This is a genomic window from Streptomyces sp. NPDC031670 (genome assembly GCF_055580545.1).
The window spans coordinates 104,514-124,253 of record NZ_JBVILC010000013.1; the positions used below are offsets into that span (position 1 = coordinate 104,514).

Here is a 19,740-nt window from a genome sequence, read left to right on the forward strand (position 1 = left end):
CGACACATCGCACGAATCGTCCATTGCCACGGCACCCACGTGGGATACGAAGCCACTACTCTCCGCTGTCACGGTGCTTGACCAGCCGGGTCAGCTCCTGGCGCGAAGTGACGTCGAGCTTGGTGAAGGCCCGGCGCAGGTGGGAACTGACCGTGTGCGGTGACAGGGAGAGGTGCTCGGCCACCTGTCGGTTGGTCAGCCCTGCGGCCACGAGCCGTACGACCCGTATCTCCGCGACCGTCAGCTCGGGCCATGCACCGCCGAGCCCGGACGTCGAGGGCCGGCGCCGGACACCGGCGGCCCGCAGACGCCGGCGCACGCGTACGACGTCCCGCTCGGCACCCGCTCGCGCATACAGCGCAAGGGCCGTGTCGAAGTACGGCACCGCCTGGGACCTGCGGGTGGCCGCCAGCTTGCGTCCGGCGTCCTCCAGGGCCGACGCCCGGGCCAGCACCCGAGGGCAGTCCTCGTACAGCCGTACGGCGTGTACCAGCGTGGCGAGGTCGTTGTCGAGGAGGCCCCGGGCGTGCGCCGCGGTGGCGGCGAGGAACGTGAGGCCGGGGTTGAGCACCGCACGCCGCTCGGCCAGGTCGACCGCCTGCGCGGCCCGTTCGTGCGCGCCGGCACGCAGCGCCAGACGGACGAGTACCGGAGCGTCGGCGGGGTCGATCAGGCCGGCGTAAGCGGGCCGGTCCGCGGCGGGCGACGTCATCACCTCGTCGAGTTCGGCCATGGCACGGTCGGGCCGGCCCTCGAAGTCGGCCATCAGCGCCAGCATCCAGGCGCCGAAGTGCCGCACGACACGTGCGCCGTCGCTCCGCATGCGCCTCGCCTGCGCCGCGTACGCCCGTGCGGTCGTCCGGTCGTCGGTATGGAGGGCGACGCGCATCATCACGTATCGGAGCGTGACGTCGGCGAGGCTGCCCGGGCCGAGACCGTCGGTCGCCTCGGACGCGGCCTCGGCGTCGGCCCTGGCCTCCATCAGCCGTCCGGCTTCCAGCAGGATGCGGGAGCGGGTCATGAGCCACATACGGGTGGCGGCCGTACGGCCCTGCTCCCTGGTGATCCGGATACCCTCCTCGGCGGCGGCGAGCGCCTGCGCGGTGCGTCCGACGGTGTGCGACAGCAGAGCGTGCCACAAGGCCTCCGGCACCCACAGCGAGGTGCTGACGCCGAGGGCGTCGGCCAGCGCGGCGGACCGCTCGGCCTGCCGGAACGCCTCGGCCAGGTCCATGCGGTGGAAACTGACGGCCGAGCGGACCGTCGTCAGCGTGGCCTCCGCGGTGCGGTCCCCCGCTGCCGCCGCGCTCTGCCACGCCTCGGCGGCGACCTCCTCGGCCGCCGCGTGCTCGCCCGACATCGACAGGCAGACAGCGAGCAAGGCGAGCAATTGTCCTCTCGCGGCCACGGAGATCCCGGGCAGTTCCGCCCCGGCGCGGGCCTGCCTCACCGCCTCGCAGAAGTCGAACGGTACGGCCAGGCGCGCCAGGGCCAGGCGTATGCGCGCCTCGTCCTCGGGCCCGAGAGTGCCGGCCGCCAGGGCGGAGGATCCCAGCTCGCGCGCCTGGGCGGCGCGGCCCGTCTGCCACAGCAACGGGATCGTCTCGGCGATGATCCGCGGGCGCTCCACAGCGTCCGCGGCGGTGAGTTCCAGGGCCCTGAGGCTGCGTTCCGCGGCCGGTCCGGGAGCGGTGGCCGCGAGTTCCGCCGCGGCGGTGCGCAGCCGCTCGGCCTCCGCCGCGTCTCCGTGGCCCGCTGTCCCCGCCGACAGCGCCGGACGACCGACGGGAAAGGCCGTGCTTCCCGACGGCAGCCCGGCGGCCTGACGGTCAAGGGACTGCCGCAGGGACAGGGGGAGCGCGGCTTCGACCGCCTCACGGACCAGGTCGTGGCGGAAGGCGAGGCGATCGCCGCGCTCGGCGAGCAGATCGGCGTCGAGGGATTCCCGTACCGCTGTGATGAGCGCCGCCGAGGACCTGCCCAGCAGTTCGGCCAGCACCGCCACGGTGACCGGGCCGCCCACGGCAGCCGCCGTCTGCACCAGCTCCCGCGCCTCACCGGACAGCTCGTCGAGGCGGCGCACGACAGAAGGGAGCTCGGGTGGGGCGGGAACTCCGGCCGACAGCACGGCCGTGCCGTTGTCGATCGTCACCGCCTCCTCGTGCAGCGAGCCGAGCAGCTCGACCAGCAGCCGTGGCACCCCCTGGGCGCGGTGGGCGAGATGGAGGACATCCGGCCCGGCGCGGGTGCCCAGGACGTCCTCGGTGATCCGTGCGACCGCCCGGTCCCCCAGCGCTCCGAGGACCAGTTCGTGTGCACCCGCCTGACGGATCCTGTCCAGAGTCGTACGCACTCCCGGCGACACGCTGCCGCCACGCACGGCGACCAGCCACAGGATCGGGTGTGACGAGAGTCCCGCCGCGAGGGTGTGGAAGGTGAGCAGGGTCAGGTCGTCGCACCACTGGAGGTCGTCCAGGACGACGAGCAGGGGACCCCCGCGTGCCGCCTCCCGCAGGCGCTCCCCCAGCTCCTGAAGCAGCCAGAACCGCTGGCCGGGTGTCGAGGCGAGATCCTGGAGACGCTGAGCGCCCGACAGCGGTTCCTCGCCACCGAGTACGCATGCGAGGAGCGGGCCGAGCGGTACGAACTGTTCGTCGCGGTCCGCCGCCCCCTCGAACACCCGCATCCCGCGCCGCCTCGCGGCCCCTGCGGCCTCGGTGAGGATCCTGGACCTGCCGATGCCGGCGGGACCCCCGACCCGGACGATCCCGCCTTCGCCCCGCTCAAGCGCGTCGAGCCGCGCCTCGATGAACGCCATTTCGGTGTCCCTGCCGCGCAGGGGTACCCGCAGGCCGTCGCGCTCCTCGCGAGCGGTCCTCGTCGTCACTTGGTTCACGCTCACTCCGCCGGCCTGGGCCGCACGGGACGGGCTCGGTCCTCATGCGGTACGGCGGAACAGTATGAACCATATGAACGGTCCCGCCGTCGTGCGGCCTGCGGCCCGTCTCAGTCGAAGCGCAGGTCGGCGAGTTGCCGTTCGAGGGCCGTGACGTCGTCCTCGGGCTCCTCCGCGACCGGGCGCGCCGCCATGAGCGCGGCGAGTTCGGCGGCTGCCCGGCGGATGCGGCCCGGCAGACCGTCGGTGTACTCGTCCCCGCCCGAGCCCCAGTCCTCAGACGCCGCGAACACGGCGGTGGGGACGGCGACTGCGCGGAGGTAGGCGAAGAGCGGACGCAGGGCGTGCTCCAGGACCAGCGAATGGCGGGCGGTACCGCCCGTCGCCGCGATCAGGACCGGTTTCCCGGTGACGGCATCCGGATCGATCACGTCGAAGAAGGACTTGAACAGACCACTGTAGGAAGCCGCGAACACGGGAGTCACGACGATCAGACCGTCGGCCGCCGTCACGGCCTCGATCGCGGCGTTCAACCGCGGCGGCGGGAAGCCCGTCACCAGGTGGTTGGCGATGTCGCCGGCCAGTTCGCGCAGCTCCACCACGTCGGTCGACGCCGTCTGTCCCAGGGCGGTGAGTTCGTCGCGGGCCGACTCGGCCAGCCGGTCGGCGAGCAGCCGGGTGGAAGAGGGGGTGCTCAGCCCCGCGGAGACGACGGTCAGCTTCACGCGGCGGACACCTCCCGGCCGGCTCGCAGGGACGCGTGCGTGGGAGCCTGCCGCACGTCGGCCGGACGTCCCTTCGCGAACTCCCTGCGCAGCACGGGCACGACCTCTTCACCGAGGATGTCGAGCTGTTCCAGGACGGTCTTCAGGGGCAGGCCCGCATGGTCCATCAGGAACAGCTGACGCTGATAGTCGCCGACACTCTCCCGGAACGACAGAGTCCGCTCGATGACCTGCTGGGGAGAGCCCACCGTCAGCGGGGTCTGCTCGGTGAACTCCTCCAGCGACGGGCCGTGGCCGTACACCGGCGCGTTGTCGAAGTAGGGACGGAACTCCCGTACGGCGTCCTGGGAGTTCTTGCGCATGAAGACCTGGCCGCCCAGTCCGACGACGGCGTCCTCCGGCCGGCCGTGACCGTGGTGCGCGAACCGGCGCCGGTACAGCTGCACCATGCGCCGGGTGTGGTCGGCCGGCCAGAAGATGTTGTTGTGGAAGAAGCCGTCGCCGTAGAAGGCGGCCTGTTCCGCGATCTCGGGGGACCTGATGGATCCGTGCCAGACGAAGGGCGGGACGCCGTCCAGGGGCCGCGGTGTCGAGGTGAAGGCCTGGAGCGGCGTACGGAACGTGCCCTCCCAGTCCACGACGTCCTCGCGCCACAGCCGGCGCAGCAGTGCGTAGTTCTCCTTGGCGAGGTTTATGCCCTGACGGATGTCCTGGCCGAACCACGGGTACACCGGGCCGGTGTTGCCGCGCCCCAGCATGACGTCGACGCGGCCGTCGGCCAGGTGCTGCAGCATCGCGAAGTCCTCGGCGATCTTCACCGGGTCGTTGGTGGTGATCAGCGTCGTGGACGTGGACAGGATCAGTTTCTCGGTGCGGGCGGCGATGTAGCCGAGCAGGGTGGTCGGCGACGACGGCACGAACGGCGGGTTGTGGTGCTCGCCGGTGGCGAAGACGTCCAGGCCGACCTCCTCGGCCTTGAGCGCGATGGCGACCATCGCCTTGATGCGCTCGCTTTCGGTCGGGGTGCGACCGTCGGTGGGGTCGGGGGTGAGGTCCCCGACGGTGAAGATGCCGAACTGCATGGGGTGTCTGCTCTCCTGAGCTCATCCGGTTCCCGTGCCGGGAACCGGGGGGCGGGGTGACGCCGGGGACTCCGGTATCACCCCGGCGGGTCAACGGTGCGGCGTCACTTCGCCAGGAAGGCGAGGAGGGCCGTGTTGACCTCCTCGGCGTGGGTCCACAGCAGACCGTGCGGGGCGCCCTCGATCTCGACGTAGTCGGCCGACGGAAGCGCCTGGTGGAAGGGGCGCGCGGTGCCCTCGGCCGGCAGGATGCGGTCGGCGGTGCCGTGCAGGATCAGGGCCGGCACGTCGACGGTGGGGATGTCGGCGCGGAAGTCGGTGTACCAGGTCGCCGGCGCGGCCGACGCGGCGAAGGAGCCGCCGCGGGCCGCGGTGTTCCAGCTGTTGCGGACGGCCTCCTCGCTGATGCGGGTGCCCAGGTTCTCGTCGAGGTTGTAGAAGTCGTTGAAGAAGGCCGTGTAGTAGGCGTAGCGGTCGGCCTTGACGGCGGCGACGACGCCGTCGAAGAACTCCTGCGGAGCAACGCCCTGCGGGTTGTCGTCGCTCTTGAGCAGGCAGGGTTCCAGCGAGGCCAGGAAGGCGGCCTTGGCGACCCGGCCCGAGCCGTAGGTGGAGAGGTAGCGGGCGACCTCGCCGGTGCCCATGGAGAAGCCGACGAGGACGGCGTCGTTCAGGTCGAGGGTCTCCATCACGGTGTTCAGATCGGCGGCGAAGGTGTCGTAGTCGTATCCGGTGGTCGGCTGCGAGGACTGCCCGAAGCCGCGGCGGTCGTACGTGATGACGCGGTAGCCGGCGTCGAGCAGGGCGCCGCGCTGGCGCTCCCAGGAGTGGCCGTCGAGCGGGAAGCCGTGGATGAGGACGACCGGCTGCCCACTCCCCTGGTCTTCGAAGTACAGCTCGACGGGGTTGGTGTTCTCCTGGCCCACGGTGATGTACGGCATGGGGGCGCTTCCTCTATTCGGGTCGACTGGTCCGCGCGTCGAAGCGGCGCGGTATGCCCGTCACGCTAGGACCGGCCGCGCACCTGCTGTTGTCCTCCCGCGCACCACACCTTGCACGGGGGTGCAGAGGGTACTCAGCCGCCGGGGGTTGTCGCGGTGTCGTCCTCCGCCAGGACGATCCGGGCCAGGTGGACCCTGGAGCGCACCGCGAGCTTGCGGAAGATCGATGCCAGATGGGTGTTGACGGTGTGCGGGGAGACGACGAGGGCCTGCGCGGCCGACCGGTTGGTGTGACCCGCGGCGATCAGCCGGGCCACCTTGCGTTCCGAGGCCGTGAGTGCGTCCCAGCCCTGGTCGGCGCGTGGCCGCAGGCGTCCGGTGCGCCGGTTGGGGCGGCTTGTGGCCCGTTCCAGATCGGCCCGGACCCGGTCGGCCTCGGCGTCGGCGCCCGCCTGGGCGTAGATGTCGTACGCCCTGGTCAGGGGAGGTGTCGCAGCGGCGTCGCTCACGGTCAGCAGCGCGCGCCCGAGGTCGGCGGACGCGGCGGCGAGGGGCAGGGGCCGGGGGCCGGTGGAGAGGATGTGGACCGCGCGCTCCAGGAGTTGGTGGTCGGCGCTCACCAGGGCGGCTGTGTGGGCGGCCGTTCCCTGGGCGGTCGGCACGGTGGGGTTGCGGGTGGCGTGGTCGCCGGCCTGGGCCGCGAGGTCCTCGGCCAGCTTCCGGTCTCCGCCGTTCAGGGCGATGCGCACGGCCTGGGCGATGTGAGGGCGCAGGAGACGCCACCGCAGGAAGGGGTGGTCCCGTTGCACGGAGCGGATTCGTTCGGACGCAGCCGCGTGGTCGCCGTCGGCGTCGGCGATGACGGCCTCGAAGTACTGGTGCGCGGCGTGGTTGCCCGTGTTCGGCCGGTCGGCCACGGTCGCTCTCACGACATCCAGGTGTGCACGCGCTGCTTCGCGGTCACCACGCAGCAGCGCGAGGAGACCGCGGTTGACGCGGATGTTGACCAGGTTGCCGGGCACGCGAAGGTCCGCTTCGAGCCGCTCGGCGGTGACGAAGTCGGCGTCCGCGTCGTCGAGCCGGCCCAGCCCCATGTTCAGGGTTGCCTGGGCCCAGATCAGCATGGCGGGGCGCAAGGGAGCGTCGTCCGCCGTCCGGAGCAGTCGCGCTACGGTGGCGAAGTCGTCCAGGTGGATCCGTGCGACGGCCTCCTCGGGAAGGAAGGCCGTGTCGAACACGCTCAGCGCCGTGTGGTGTTCGAAGGCGGCTGCGCAGTCGCCCGCGTTGAGGGCGGTCTCGCCGAGCCCCCACAGCGCGAGGACGCGGGCCTCGCGGTCACCGGCCCGCTCCGCCTCGGCGAGCGCCTGTTCGCCGCTCTCGCGAGCGGCCCCCAGGTCGCGGCCTCGGGAGCGGGCCAGGGCCTGCCGGGCGGTGAGCCGGGCCCGGACCACCGGGTCGGTGACGGCTGCCAGCGCCGCCGTCGAGCGGCGGGTCAGCTCGTGGACGTCGTCGAGGTGCCAGAGCGCGTCGCCCAGTACGCACTGCAGACGGGCGAAGACGTCCAGGGACGGCTGCCGGGCGAGCAGCGCGTCGCCGGTCTCCCGTGCCTGCGTGTACCGGCCCGCGCGGGTCAGCGCGACGATGGCCCGCTCGCCCACGTCGAACAGCATGGGCGCATGGGGCGGTACGAGTTCCAGAGCGCGTACGGACAGGTCGGCGGCGAGGTCGGGCATGACGGCGATCACGTCCGTGGCGGCCGTGCCGAGCAGTCCGACCGCCTCCATGTCGCCGGGTTCGGCGCTCTTCAGCAGATGGGGGACCGCGTCGATGGTGCTCCGGCCGGCCGCGACGAGCCGGCGTGCGGCCTCCCGGTGCAGCGCCCGGCGTACGGAGGGGGCGAGGTCGGCGTACACGGCCTCCCGGAGCAGGTCGTGGCGGAACAGCAGGCGTTCGCCGTCGTCGTCCAGGAGGGCCGCGGCGATCGCCTCCTCCACTGCGGCGCTGAGGGTGGAGGCGGGCCGGGCGCACAGGGCGGCGGCGTCCGCGAGCGAGAACGCGCGGCCGAGTACCGAGCCGATCCGCAGGAAGTGCAGGGTGTCCGGCCGCAGGTCGGCCAGCCGGCCGCGGACGCCCAGGACCAGCCGCTCGGGCACTTCCGGCCCGTCCCCGCCCGGCGTCGCGATGCCCGAGAGCATCTCGGTCGCCAGGAAGGGGTTGCCGCCCGCCCCGCCGAGGAGCTCCGCGACCCGCGCCGGCACCCGCGCGCCCAGGACGTCGCGTGCCAGCTCGGCAAGGGCGGTCTCGGACAGCGGACGCAGAGCAAGGGTCGTCGCCCGCGGCCCCTGCCCGTACAGTTGCGGGTCCTGCCTGCCCGTGAGCAGCCACAGGACGGGGGAGGCGAGCAGCCGTGCGGGCAGGAGGCTCAGGGCGAGCCGGCTCAGCGGGTCGGCCCATTGCACATCGTCGACCGCGATCAGTACGGGCTTGCCCGCCGCGCGCTCCTCGATCAGCTGGGCCAGCCGTTCGACGAGCCAGATGCGCTGGTCGTGGTGGACGGCGAGGTCGGCGAAGTCCCCACGGGCCAGCAACGGCGTCTCGCCGTGCAACAGGCCCGAGGCCAGTGAGGCCAGCGGTGCCAGTTCGTGCAGTTCCTCGGCGCGTCCATGGCTGACGACGAATCCGTGGGCCCGGGCGAGCGAGACGGCTTCCCGCAGCAGTGCGGTCTTGCCGATGCCGGACTCGCCCAGCAGGAGCGCGATCGCTCCTGCCCCGCCGCGGCGCACCGCCTCGACCAGGGCGCGCAGCTTTTCCAGCTCGGCTTCGCGGCCCCGCAGCCCGGGCCGGCTGAACCTTGCGCTCGCCGACCCTGCCGCGCGCTCCGCCTCGGCCCGGTCGCCTCTCATCCCTTGACCGATCCGGCGAGCAGTCCCCGTGCGAAGTGACGCTGCAGGGCGAAGAAGACGAGCAGCGGGACGAGCGCCGCCACGAAGGCTCCTGCGGTGAGCCGCTGCCACTCGTTGCCGTACGTCCCGGCCAGGCTCGCCACTCTGACCGTCATGGGCGCGGTCTGGGCCGTTCCGCCCGACAGGGTCAGTGCCACCAGGAGGTCGTTCCACACCCAGATGAACTGGATGAGGGCGAAGGTCGCCAGGGCCGGGCGGCTCAGCGGCAGCACGATCCGCAGCAGCAGCGTCGCGTGCGACGCGCCGTCGACACGGGCGGCCTCGACCAGCTCCCGGGGCAGCCCCGCAAGGAAGTTGTGCAGGAGGAACACCGCGAACGGCAGCGCGAAGGCCGTGTGGGCGAACCAGACCTGAGCAAACCGTGCGGGACCGGTGAGGTGCCACGCGGGCAGGAACAGCCAGCCCTGGGAGAAAAGCTTCAGGAGAGGGACGAGCGCCATCTGGAGCGGCACGGCCTGGAGCGCGAAGATGCCGATGACGAGCGCATCGCGCCCCTTGAAGTCGATCCAGGCCAGGGCGTAGGCCGCGAAGAAGGCCACCACCAGCGGGAACAGCACCGAGGGGACGGCGATGACAACGGAGTTGACGAAGTACTCCGCGAGACGCCCCGACCCGTTCCCGCCGCCGGACAGCACCTCCCCGTAGTTGTCGAGCGTGAGGTGCGGCGCACCGAACACGGTCCACCAGCCCGTCGTCTTGATCTCCTGCTCGGGGCGGAACGAGGAGAGCAGGAGAGCGAGGGCCGGTGTCGTCCACAGGACCGCGATCCCCACGGCCAGCAACGTGAAAGCGCGGGAGGCCAGACGCTCCCGCGCGCCCTTCACCCGGCCCCCCGCCGCGCCCGGACCTGGTAGGCGACGAAGGGAGTGACGAGGACGAAGAGGAGTACGGCAAGCGCCGCGCCGTGGCCCGTTTCGCCGTAGCGGAAGGCCTGGTCGTACATGTCGTGGGCGATGACGTCCGTGTCGAACTGTCCGCCGGTCATGGTCTTGACGATGTCGAAGGCCTTGAAGGCGCCGATAGCCTGGGCGAGGACCACGACGGTCAGCGTGGGTCTGATCGACGGCAGGGTGATACGCCAGAAGATCTGCCGGGCGCAGGCACCGTCGAGCCGGGCCGCCTCGATCAGCTCAGCGGGAACGGCTCTGATGGCGCCGGCCAGCAGGACGGCCGCGAAGCCCGCCTGTGTCCACACCATCACCACCATGAGGAACAGGACGTTCCAGGGCGAGTCGGCAAGCCATTGCCGCGGTTCGCCGCCGAACGCGACGACGAGCTGGTTCAGCACCCCGATCTGCCCTGCCTGCGCCGGCCGGTAGGCGTAAACGAACTTCCAGACGACGCCCGCGCCGACGAAGGAGATCGCCATCGGCATCAGCAGGAGCGACAGCGCGAACGCCCTGAACCGCGACCGCACGACGGCCGCCGCGTACAGCAGACCGACCGCGGTCGCCGTCAGCGGCACGAGCACCGCCCACGCCACTGTGTTGCGCAGCGCCACCAGCGCCCGGGAATCGGTGAGCAGCCACCGGTAGTTGTCCCACCCGGCCCACGCCTCTCCCCCACGGTCGGTGAAGGACAGCATCAAGGTGCGCAGAGCGGGCAGCAGCAGACCGACCGTGAGCAGCAGCAGCGCGGGGGCCAGCAGGATCAGGGCCGCGGACCTCCTGCGTACCGGCCCCTGGTGCAGCGCAAGCAGGACCAAGCCGACCACCGCTGCGAAGGCGGCGATGCCCTGGAGCAGGTACAGCAGCTTGGGCTGCTGGGCAACGGCGTCGAACGACATCAGCGGCTCGGCCAGGACCGTTCGATGGAGTCGGCGACCTGCCGGGTCGGAGCGCCGCCGATCCAGTCGACGGCTCCCTTCCAGAACGTCCCGGCGCCGACCGACGCCGGCATCAGGTCCGAACCGTCGAACCTGAACTGTGTCCTGGGGTCCTGGAGCAGCTGGATCGAGAGCCTGTCGACGGGGGTCGCGGCGTTCGCCGGATCCACGCCCCGGTTCGCCGAGACGAAAGGGCCCTTCTTCATACGGGAGTTCGCGAAGTCGGGGGAGGCCAGATACTCCTGGAACGCCCGCACTTCGGGGCGGTCTGCGAACACCGCGGTGAACACCCCGCCGCCCAGTACGGGGTGGTCGGCCGGCTCGGCTCCGGGCAGGAGGAAGGCGTAGACGTCCTTGTCCGGTCCGATCTTTGTTCCCTTCGGCCACAGATCGGCGTAGAAGGAGGCCTGGCGGTGCATCGCGCAGTCGCCGGAGAGAATCGGCAGGCCGGCCTCCTGGTAGGAGATCGACGCCATCGACCGGGCCGGGCCGAAACCGCCGTTGGCGTAGCGGTCGTTCTTGAGGAGGGACCCCACGGTGTCCATGGCCTGGATCACCCGCGGGTCGTTGAAGGGAATCTTGTGGCTGACCCACTGGTCGTAGACCTTTGTGCCCTGCTGGCGCAGCAGGACGTCCTCGATCCAGTCCGTCACGGGCCAGCCGGTTGCCTCGGCGGACTCCACTCCCGCACACCACGGCTTGACGCCCGACGCCGCGGCTTTCTCCGTGACCGCCATCAGCTCGGACCACGTGCGGGGAACGCTCAGTCCCCTGGCCCGGAAGTACTTCGGGGAGTACCAGACGAACGACTTCACATTCGCGACCAGTGGTGTGCCGTAGAGAGTGCCGTTCACGGTCGCGTAGTTGTTCCAGTCAGCCGACCAGCCCTGCTTCGCGAGGGTCACGACACTGGCGCTCGCGGGCTTGAGTCTGCCCGCCCGCGCGAAGCGTTCCAGGAGGCCGGGCTGCGGGAAGAACGCCATGTCGGGCTCGTTCCCGGCGTCGACCCGAAGCTGGATCTGGGTCTCGAACTCTCCGTCGCCCTCGTACTGGACGTCGATTCCCGTGCAGTGCGCGAAGTCCGCCCAGGTCTCTTCGAACAGGTCGGCCTCGCGGTCCCGGTTCTCCGCGTAGACGGTGACCTTGGTGGCGGGGTGCTTGCCGTAACGGGCGTACGGGGCGCAATCCGCGGTGGGGTGTGACCGGGAAGCGCTGTCCTGGGGAACAGCACAGGCGGCGGCGAGGGCGGCAACGGCGATGACGGCGAGCGCGGTCCTCGCGCCGAACCTCATGGGTGGATCTCCTCCGATCGCCCACCGAGGCTCTCGGGGGCGATCAGAAGCTACCAGGGCTCGAACAATATCGACTAATCGTTCTAGTCGGCCTGACGGGGCCCGTGGGCGGTGGACCGGATCGCGTCCTGGATCAGCGCCGCTGCGGCCTGGAGCTGGGCAAGTATGACCAGGTGGGAGGGGTCGACTTCGACGGTGGTCAGGCCGGCGCGCTCGTAGCCGTAACACTCCACATCAGGGTTGATCGTGCGGTCGCGGGGGCCCACCAGACCCCACGAGGGCTTGGTCATCGGACTCTGACAGCCAAGGGCGGGGCTCCCCCAGCGCTGAGCGATGCCGCTCAGTCGGGCAGCGCGACGGTGAGGTCCACCTCGACCAACTGCCCGGCGAAGCCCAACTGGGCAACCCCCAGAAGCGTGCTGGCAGACGTGAACGCCGGACCGAGTGCGGAAGCGGTCAGCCGGCCCCAGACGATGCCCAGGTCCTCTCTGTCATCGCTCCTCACATAGATCACCGACCGCACCACGTGCTCCGGCTGTGCATTCACCGCCGCGAGGGCAGTGAGTGCATTCACGACGACCTGATCGACTTGCACGGTGAGGGAGCCCGCGCCGATGAGAGAGCCGCCGCGGTCGAGGGGACACTGCCCCGCCAGATAAGCGGTTCGGCCGGCCTCCGCCACGGTGATGTGGTGGTAGCCGGGCGTCTCATGTAACTGCTCGGGGTTGATACGGCTGATCTTCGCTGTCATGTCGCGAGTCTGACTACTCTGCCCCCGACACGCAACGAAATTTGCCTACCGCGCGGCTGTCCGACACGGCGCGAGGCTACCTCCTGCTGTCCTCCTCCCCCACTTCAACTCGCACCCCTGAACGCCTCCGTCCGCCCGTGGCGGAAGCGCTGCAGTCGACACGTATGCGCCGCATGTTCCGGCGATGGAGGGTGTCCGACCCGGCAGGTCTTCGGTAGCAGGAGCTGGCAGGCCGGCGTGCACTGTGGCAGCACTGATGATGGTGACCGGCTGCGGCCGGATGCCCCGGGCTGAATGTTGAAGGCAAGTGTCAGCGATGCCTCGCGGTCAATACAGCTAGGGCGCGGCGGGCGGTGCCGGGGTGGGGCGGCTCCACTCCCGGGCGACCCAGGCGTCCACGCGCGACCACTGGTCGGTCAGCCAGGACTCACGGGCCTGCCGTCCGGCGGGTATCGCGCGGACGGGCACGCTCCACCAAGTGGCGCGGACCGCCGTGCGCAGGGGGATCGACTGCCACAGGCGGGCTGGCGAGTCGATGCGGTCGAGCCCGGTGTGCGCAACGAAGGCGACTGCCGCTCTGGCATCACCCGCCCCGGACAGTGCCGCCAGGGACCCCTCCATCCTGGGCGGCAGGACGTGCTTCTGGTGGCGGGCGCGAGCCGCTCGCCGGAGCTGGCCGGTGCGGTTGAGCCAGCCGATGGCCCGGCGCCTGCGACGCTCTGTGAAGTTGCCGCCCTCGGGGAACATCACCAGCGCCTCCCCCGGGCGCAATGAGGCCGCCAACAGACCGATGGCCGCCGAGGTCCCGGCTTCGGCCCGTTGTGGGACGAAGCAGTGCGGCAGACGGCTGAGCACGATGTCCAGACACGGGTCCCAGCGGAGGAACTGCTTGAGGACGACCTGGGGGCGCAGGCCCGCGCGGCAGAGGAGGCCGTGTACCAGCAGGATCGAATCTCCGGGGCCGGCATGGCGGGCAAAGACCACTATGCCCTCGCGCGACCGGTCCGTACTTGACGGGATCGGCGGCTCGACCTCCACTCGTAGCGAGAAGATCCATCCCGAACACGTGACCAGGAAGTCCAGCAGCCGCGCCAGTACTTGGTAGTTGAGCGCCACCAGACGCTCTTCGCGGTCTCGGCCGCCGCCCAGGCAGCGCAGCCGAACGCCACCCGCCGCGAGCACCCCAACCAGATCGGCAACGAGGTATACGAGGGCGTAGAGAGCCAGCCGTTGGGGCTGCCAGGCCCGCCCGGACCGTCCGGCGAACAACGACAGCGGCGCCAGCACGAGCGTCACGAGCAGCAGAGCCGCAGCGACGGGGATCAGGACGACGAGCGCGGGCACGCTGACGCATCGCCTGGCCACATCGCGTACGCCGACCGCGCGGCTCATGAAACTTCGTCCCTGCGGGACTTGCCTGCGGCTGCCAGGTAAGCGGCTGACGCCTCGTACGCCAACTCCATCCGGCGCGCGGAAAGTCCGAAGTCGCGGTGGCGGAGCTTCCGGCCGGCGAGGTCCTCCCCCCTGCCGGACGCCGCACCCGTGGGCAGCAGGTGTACCTCGACTTCCGGAGGCAGGTCGGTCATGTCCCGGGTGAAGCGATGCCGGCGGGCGATCTCGAAGGCCACGGAAGCCACCTCCCAGGGTGCCCGGGGAACTCGCAGAGGCCGCTCGATGCGTCCGACCTGCAGCACATAGACGGTGCGGGCTCCGGCAGCGACCGCGCGGCCCACGGGGATGCTGTTGATCAGCCCGCCGTCGAAGTAGTGCTCGCCGTCGATTTCGAGCGGCGGCAGGAGTCCCGGGACCGCGCACGAGGCCATGACCGCCGGGATGAGGGGGCCCTGGGTGAACCAGCGCTCGGCAGCACTTTCAATACTCGCCGCGACGCACTGGAAGGGCACCGCGAGATCCTCGATGTGCCGCGCCGTGAGCCGGGCTTCCAGGAGTTCGCGCAACGGTGCGGAGGAGTAGACGTGGGTCCGGTTTCGGGCGGCGAGCCGCAGGCTTTGGAGCACCGAGCCGGAGAACACGCCCGAACGGCCCAGGCTCCCCCACAGCTCACCCAACTGCGCCACGGCCTTCGCCGTCGGCTCGGCCGCGATCGCCGCGCCGTTGATCGCGCCCACGGACGTTCCGATCACCAGGTCCGGGCGGATTCCGGTCTCGATCAGGGCCCTCAGCATCCCGACCTCGTAGGCGCCCAGTGCCCCGCCTCCGCCCAGGACGAACGCGCAGCGGTAATCCGTGCTCTTTCCCTCGGGTTGCCTTGTCATGGCATCGTCGTCCATATTCAGCGCTTGCCCCGCCCCGGCCGTCCCATCCGCGCCCCGGCCGGGCACCACCACGGTGGGCTGCGTCGCCCGGCCCGGCGGGCTCGGCGCCGTTCGGACTCCCGCGAGGCCTGCGGTGTTCGGGGACGACACCGGATCTGCCCGCCGGTCCTCATGAGCGGCTTTCCTCGGCGATGAACTCTGGCCGCCCCTCATGTCTGCTTGCCGCTCTGTCCAGGCTCAGCAATCTCAAGAGCAGCAAAAGCACCAAAGCACCCCTACAGACGGACGCCCTCAACTGGTCGATCTCGGCATGCCCGTCTTCACCGATGGCGTATCAACGCCCCGACCGGATGCTCGCTGAGGCATGAAAGGGGCCTGCTTGACCTCGGTCTCCGACCCGTCTGGTTCGGTGATCCGTTCAACACCTTGCGCGGGAGTTGGGGGCCCTCGCGGACGTGGAACTGCCGTGCTGTGCCAGCCTCTTACGAACTGCTTGGCTCGTATCTACATTTGACCCATGGCCATTCGCAGCACGGATCCGTTGGCGGGAGTTGTGTCGGCGAGGGCAGCGGGTGGGCGGCTGGTGTTCGTGCCAAGTCGAGTCCGGGAGCTCAGTTTCGCGGTCGGCGCGAGCGTCGTGGTCCCGCTGTGGATCGCGGCCCCCCTCCTGCTGCCGGCTCTGGTGGTCGCCGTACTCACGGAGTCCGGGCTGGTCTGGGCCATCCTCTGGGTTGGTCTCGGGCTGACGGTCCTGGCCGTGATCGGGCTCGTCCTGGCGTCGATAGTCACGGTGCCGAGCACGATGGTGCGGTGGATCGAGCTCCGTCCTCAGGGGAATGCGAAGCGACTCGTGATCGCTCGCTTCCTGCGTTCGTCGACCGTTGCTGCGGCTGATCTGCAGCGCGTCGTCGTTGTCGAGCGGCTCAGGGCGGGCCAACGAAAGTCACTCAAAGTGGTGCTGCACACGCGTGCTGGAACGGTGGCGTGCGAGCCGGGGTTTCAGGCCCCGATGTCCGAGGTCGACTCCAAGGCACTGCTGGACTGGTTGACCAGCCAACTCGGTTCGGCTCACGTAGCGGTGGAGCACCGGACGGAGGTTGATCGGAGCTTCGTGTGCCCGGACGAGTGGTGGACGCAATCAGATCTGGCTGCCCTGTGGCACGTACCCGTCGGCGCGGTCGACGCGCTGGTTGTCCGCCACGGCATCCGCAGTTACCAGTACACGCCCCGGGGCGCCGCGATGTATTCGCCGGGCAAGACGATGACGGTCTATGATCCGGCTTCGGCCCACGAAGTCGCGGAGAAACTCCGCAAGAAACACACCAGGGGTCCGGGGGCCAGCGGTACGAAAGAGGTTCCGCGTCCGTGAGTTATCCCGCCTTGTCGGCTCCCTGACGGTTCAGGCGGGCGGAGCCTCACGTACCGCGGCGGGGCTTGGTACCGACTCTGTGGTGGGCGGGACGGCCGAACGCCTCACCGGTCCCCTTCGCGGCCCGGTTCGCGGCCCGGCAGAGCCGGCAGTCCGCGTCGTGCAGCGGCCGTGCGCGGTCCTGCGGCGCAGCACAACAGAAGGCCAACTCCCCCGTCGCCCCGCACCGGCGCCCCCGCGGCCCACTTGGCGGATGCGCGCTGGAACCGGCGAGGCTGTGCGTTCGGGTTGATGCGTGGGTGCGACTGTCAGGCGCCGGTCTGCGTCTGCGGCCGGTCGATGCGGTAGAGGTAGTGGGTGTGGTCATCGACCGGGTTGTCCGGCTCCAGGTTTCCGACCCCGACCCGGCTCAGCCCTGCTCGTTCGAGCGCCCGCCACGAGCGGCGGTTGGCTGCCACCACCGGGACGACGACGCACGGGGCGGCCGGGTGTTCGGCCCAGGTCCGCGCGATGACGGAGCGGATCATCGCCGTTCCGACGCCCTGGCCGGTCCGGCCGGGATCGCCGATCAGGTAGTCGATGGTCATCGCCTCGTCAGGCACAGGGACGACGGCCGCTACCTCGGCCAGATACTCGGGGTAGTCGTGCAGTCGTGAACGCTGCACGAGACCGATCGGTCGATCTTCTAGGAAGGCAAGGAGGTCCTCCGAGGGCTCGTCGCCTTGAGCCGCGGGACCGAAATCGCGTGCCACCGCTTCCACGGTGGTCTCGTGATTCCACCAGCGCCTCACGTGGGGCTGCTGAAGCCACCTTCGCAGCAGCGGAAAGTCCCGCTCCTCGACCCGACGCCACGTGATCTCCATGGGGCTGCTCCAGGACAACTGTCGATTCCTCCCAGGCTACGTGCCGTGCGAAGCTCGCCCAAGGACGCCGCCTGCCCAAGGCCCCCGTGAATCCCGTGAATCCCGTGAACTCCGTGCACCTCGTGGAACGACTGCTGATCGGGGCGGGCAAGGCAGGTATGGGCCGCGTCCCTACTGTAGGACGCGCTTCGCGTAATCCGTTGCCGTCTGCTCGCCGAACCGATAGCCGTCCCAGTACTTCGCGGCCCTGCCCTCCTCGATGATGATGCAGCCGGCCGGCCCGAGAGCGGCGAGGGCGAGCGGTATGAAGGTGCCTCGCCTGCGCCGGAGCATACGAGAAGAGCCCCACTCCCCCACACCCTCGACGCCGGCACGCTGAACAGCCCCCCGCGATGAAGCCTGTCGCAAGTCGGACGGCTCGCACGGCTGGAAGCCGGGTAGTGCCGTGGCCCCCGGCAGCCAGGGCCCTGGAGGGAAACACCACCTCCACCGCGATCACCCTGTCCGGGCCTCCGCCCTGCGCGACAACGGAGAGTGGGAAGGACCCCGAGTGTGGAGGACGAGCAGCGCCAGGGCACCGGTCGCTGCGGACCAGGTAAGGGAGAGCAGGCCGTAGGACCGGGGGATGCGCGGGGTGAGCGCAGAGCTCAGCGTCAGCTGGTTCACGCAGTACAGAGGAAGCGCGGATACGCCTGCCACATCCATGAGCGTGTTGAAGGCGGGATTTCGCAGGCCGGTGTCGACAAGGCTGAGCACGATGATGAGGAAGAAGGACCTCCAGCTCACCGCGGACCAGAGGCGGCACACCGGGCCTCCTCGCCGAAACCGAGGAAGGACTCCAGGCAAACGGCCCCTTCGCCCCAGTCCAGCTTCTTTGCGACCCGCGGCTTCTTCAGCAGCACCAAGTGCAGTTGGTCCCGGACGCCGGCATCGTCCCTCGTGGCCCGGCGACGCCAGCGGGTCACCCCGGAGCCGAAGTCCAGGGACTCGGTTCGTTGCCGAGCGCGTGGCGCCCGCTGCTAAATACTTGCTTCCGGTCTCGTGGCGGAGGCGACCGCAACGGCCGTGGCCAGCGGATCACGGGCCGGGCGGCCAAGTAGGTCGACCAGGTCGGGGGAGGCACCGTCCAGGAAGCCGTGCCGGATGCTCGTGGCGATCGAGGCGAGCATCGGCGGCTGGAACGCCAGCAGCCCCGGTGTCTCGTGGAGGAGCCTGCGCCGGTACTCGCCCAGGCTGATGGTGCGGTGCGGGACCCCGAGCCGGTCGGCCACCTGCCTTCCCGTGATCGGCGTGCCGACGAGGTCGTAGATGCGCCCGCTGTGCCGTGCCGGATTCGCCGCGACGATTGCCGTGGCATCGGCGAGATCCTCTCGCACGACCGCGGCAAGGGCGCCACCACCGAACGCGGACTCCACACCGTCGTCGGACCACATCAGGAGAGCACCGAAGAGTTCGGCGTAGAGACCGTTGCGCAGGATCGTCCACGGCAGTCCGCTCGCCCGCACCAGGCGTTCCGTTGCACGGTGCGCGAGCGCGAAACCGAGGTGGTCGCCGGCACCGGTCAGGCTCGTATAGACGACGTGGCGGACGCCATCCCTGACGGCGGCGTCCAGGACCGCCGCGTGCCGCCCGACGACCTGGTCGTCCTCGCCATAACCCGCGGAGATCAGCGCCAGCGTCGACACCCCACGGAGGTCGAGGCTCAGGCGGTCGTCGAAGTCGAGGCGCCGCATCCCCTCGTCCGGCGTACGGCTGCCGCCCGCCACAGCAATGCCGCGAACACGCAGCGCCGCAAGGGTGGCCGCGCCGAGGTTCCCGTTCGCTCCGGTCACCAAGATCATGATCAATCACAGTCTTCCGTCGTGGTTCTCATCAGCAACTACGCTTGATCCTTGACCGCGCGCCCACCGGCCACAAGAAGGCAGTTCGATGTCACTCACGCACACCGGGGTAACCACCACACCTGCCGACCTCGCCCCCTGCGGACGCGAGGATCACCCCGCCTGCGGCATCCGCGACGTCCTGGACCGCATCGGGGACAAGTGGTCGGTGCTCGTGATCGTCGAACTCGCGGGCGGGCCGCGCCGGTTCCGCGAACTGCAACGCGCCATCGACGGCATCTCCCAGCGCATGCTCACCCTCACCGTGCGCCGGCTCGAACGCGACGGCCTCGTGCTGCGTACCGTGTACCCGACCGTCCCCGCCCAGGTCGACTACCGTCTGACCGAGACCGGGGCCGGCCTGACCCACCTCGTCAAGGCACTTGCCGACTGGTCCCTCGCTCACCGCGCTGCCATCGCTGAGGCGCGGCACACGTACGACGAGGCTCACCCCGACCACGACATCCGCTAACGATGCCGAGCTACGAGCGGGTGGGTCCGTAGATCACCTTGTGCCGTGCTCCTGTGGCCACTGTCCGGTGATCTTGCCGTCGGGTGTCAGGGTGAGCCGGGTGCCGTCCATCACCGTCGTGGCACTGGCTCGCGTGCCGTACGCCTTCATGGTGAAGTCCTCCGCTTTGCCCATGTGTACGTACGCTTCAGCGGCGTTGGTCCACGAGTTGACCCGTACCCGCACTCCCCACTGGTTCACTTGCGGCTTCTCCCGCCACGGCCCCCAGCTGCTCTGCGGCAGCAGCCCTGTGCCTCGGCCCGAGAACACGTACCAGCTCGCGAGGCCAAGCAGGGTCACCGCGGCGACGAGCGCCAACGCAGTCGAGCGGCGCCGTGTGCGGGAGGAGAGAGCCACTGGATGGAT

17 protein-coding genes are annotated in these 19,740 nt (G+C 70.4%); 2 read left to right on the forward strand and 15 right to left on the reverse strand.

Features of this window, described 5'->3' with window-relative positions:
* Nucleotides 1-55 precede the first annotated feature (55 nt).
* The 12 genes from ACZ5ID_RS23830 to ACZ5ID_RS23885 all read right to left on the reverse strand — a co-directional run bounded on the left by ACZ5ID_RS23830 (nt 56) and on the right by ACZ5ID_RS23885 (nt 14,751).
* Entirely contained in the window at nt 56-2,887 is a 2,832-nt protein-coding gene (locus ACZ5ID_RS23830) for a helix-turn-helix transcriptional regulator (RefSeq protein ID WP_468901365.1), read from the reverse strand.
* A 119-nt stretch (nt 2,888-3,006) separates the two neighbouring features.
* Nucleotides 3,007-3,621 (reverse strand): FMN reductase, encoded by a 615-nt coding sequence (locus ACZ5ID_RS23835; protein ID WP_468901368.1) that lies wholly within the window; start codon nt 3,619-3,621, stop codon nt 3,007-3,009.
* Nucleotides 3,618-4,703 carry an LLM class flavin-dependent oxidoreductase gene (locus ACZ5ID_RS23840; protein WP_468901371.1) on the reverse strand — a complete coding sequence of 362 codons (1,086 nt, stop codon included), beginning with the start codon at nt 4,701-4,703 and terminating at the stop codon, nt 3,618-3,620. The genes ACZ5ID_RS23835 and ACZ5ID_RS23840 overlap by 4 nt, the downstream gene beginning before the upstream one ends.
* Before the next feature lie 104 nt (nt 4,704-4,807).
* On the reverse strand, nt 4,808-5,644 hold the full coding sequence (locus tag ACZ5ID_RS23845) for an alpha/beta fold hydrolase (RefSeq protein ID WP_468901373.1): 837 nt from the start codon (nt 5,642-5,644) through the stop codon (nt 4,808-4,810).
* Between the two features lie 134 nt (nt 5,645-5,778).
* Nucleotides 5,779-8,547 carry an ATP-binding protein gene (locus ACZ5ID_RS23850; protein ID WP_468901376.1) on the reverse strand — a complete coding sequence of 923 codons (2,769 nt, stop codon included), beginning with the start codon at nt 8,545-8,547 and terminating at the stop codon, nt 5,779-5,781.
* Nucleotides 8,544-9,380, reverse strand: coding sequence for a carbohydrate ABC transporter permease (locus tag ACZ5ID_RS23855; RefSeq protein ID WP_468901379.1), 837 nt, complete (start codon nt 9,378-9,380; stop codon nt 8,544-8,546). Before ACZ5ID_RS23855 ends, ACZ5ID_RS23850 begins: the two co-directional genes overlap by 4 nt.
* 47 nt (nt 9,381-9,427) lie before the next feature.
* Nucleotides 9,428-10,393 (reverse strand): carbohydrate ABC transporter permease, encoded by a 966-nt coding sequence (locus ACZ5ID_RS23860; protein ID WP_468901381.1) that lies wholly within the window; start codon nt 10,391-10,393, stop codon nt 9,428-9,430.
* Nucleotides 10,393-11,724 (reverse strand): ABC transporter substrate-binding protein, encoded by a 1,332-nt coding sequence (locus ACZ5ID_RS23865; RefSeq protein WP_468901384.1) that lies wholly within the window; start codon nt 11,722-11,724, stop codon nt 10,393-10,395. Before ACZ5ID_RS23865 ends, ACZ5ID_RS23860 begins: the two co-directional genes overlap by 1 nt.
* Nucleotides 11,725-11,807: 83 nt before the next feature.
* Nucleotides 11,808-12,014, reverse strand: a complete 207-nt coding sequence (locus ACZ5ID_RS23870; protein ID WP_468901387.1) for a hypothetical protein — start codon at nt 12,012-12,014, stop codon at nt 11,808-11,810.
* 50 nt (nt 12,015-12,064) lie between these two features.
* Nucleotides 12,065-12,475, reverse strand: coding sequence for a RidA family protein (locus ACZ5ID_RS23875; protein ID WP_468901390.1), 411 nt, complete (start codon nt 12,473-12,475; stop codon nt 12,065-12,067).
* Between the two features lie 336 nt (nt 12,476-12,811).
* Nucleotides 12,812-13,867, reverse strand: coding sequence for a 1-acyl-sn-glycerol-3-phosphate acyltransferase (locus ACZ5ID_RS23880; protein ID WP_468901393.1), 1,056 nt, complete (start codon nt 13,865-13,867; stop codon nt 12,812-12,814).
* Nucleotides 13,864-14,751 (reverse strand): patatin-like phospholipase family protein, encoded by an 888-nt coding sequence (locus tag ACZ5ID_RS23885; protein WP_468901396.1) that lies wholly within the window; start codon nt 14,749-14,751, stop codon nt 13,864-13,866. The genes ACZ5ID_RS23880 and ACZ5ID_RS23885 overlap by 4 nt, the downstream gene beginning before the upstream one ends.
* Before the next feature lie 517 nt (nt 14,752-15,268).
* On the opposite strand from ACZ5ID_RS23885, the gene ACZ5ID_RS23890 reads away from it, so the two are divergent.
* Nucleotides 15,269-16,120 (forward strand): hypothetical protein, encoded by an 852-nt coding sequence (locus ACZ5ID_RS23890; RefSeq protein WP_468901398.1) that lies wholly within the window; start codon nt 15,269-15,271, stop codon nt 16,118-16,120.
* A gap of 308 nt (nt 16,121-16,428) precedes the next feature.
* Here the strand turns inward: ACZ5ID_RS23890 and ACZ5ID_RS23895 are convergent, their stop codons facing one another.
* Both ACZ5ID_RS23895 and ACZ5ID_RS23900 read right to left on the reverse strand, forming a co-directional pair.
* On the reverse strand, nt 16,429-16,983 hold the full coding sequence (locus ACZ5ID_RS23895; RefSeq protein WP_468901400.1) for a GNAT family N-acetyltransferase: 555 nt from the start codon (nt 16,981-16,983) through the stop codon (nt 16,429-16,431).
* 1,019 nt (nt 16,984-18,002) lie between these two features.
* Nucleotides 18,003-18,824: an NAD(P)H-binding protein gene (locus ACZ5ID_RS23900; RefSeq protein WP_468901402.1), complete on the reverse strand. Its 822-nt coding sequence runs from the start codon at nt 18,822-18,824 to the stop codon at nt 18,003-18,005.
* 88 nt (nt 18,825-18,912) lie between these two features.
* Between ACZ5ID_RS23900 and ACZ5ID_RS23905 the strand changes: the two genes are divergently transcribed.
* A complete protein-coding gene (locus ACZ5ID_RS23905; protein ID WP_468901405.1) occupies nt 18,913-19,335 on the forward strand; it encodes a winged helix-turn-helix transcriptional regulator in 423 nt (140 codons plus the stop codon).
* Between the two features lie 33 nt (nt 19,336-19,368).
* On the opposite strand, the gene ACZ5ID_RS23910 is transcribed toward ACZ5ID_RS23905, so the two are convergent.
* The gene (locus tag ACZ5ID_RS23910; protein WP_468901408.1) at nt 19,369-19,731 is read right to left on the reverse strand and encodes a hypothetical protein; all 363 of its coding nucleotides are present in this window, start codon (nt 19,729-19,731) and stop codon (nt 19,369-19,371) included.
* Between the last annotated feature and the right edge of the window lie 9 nt (nt 19,732-19,740).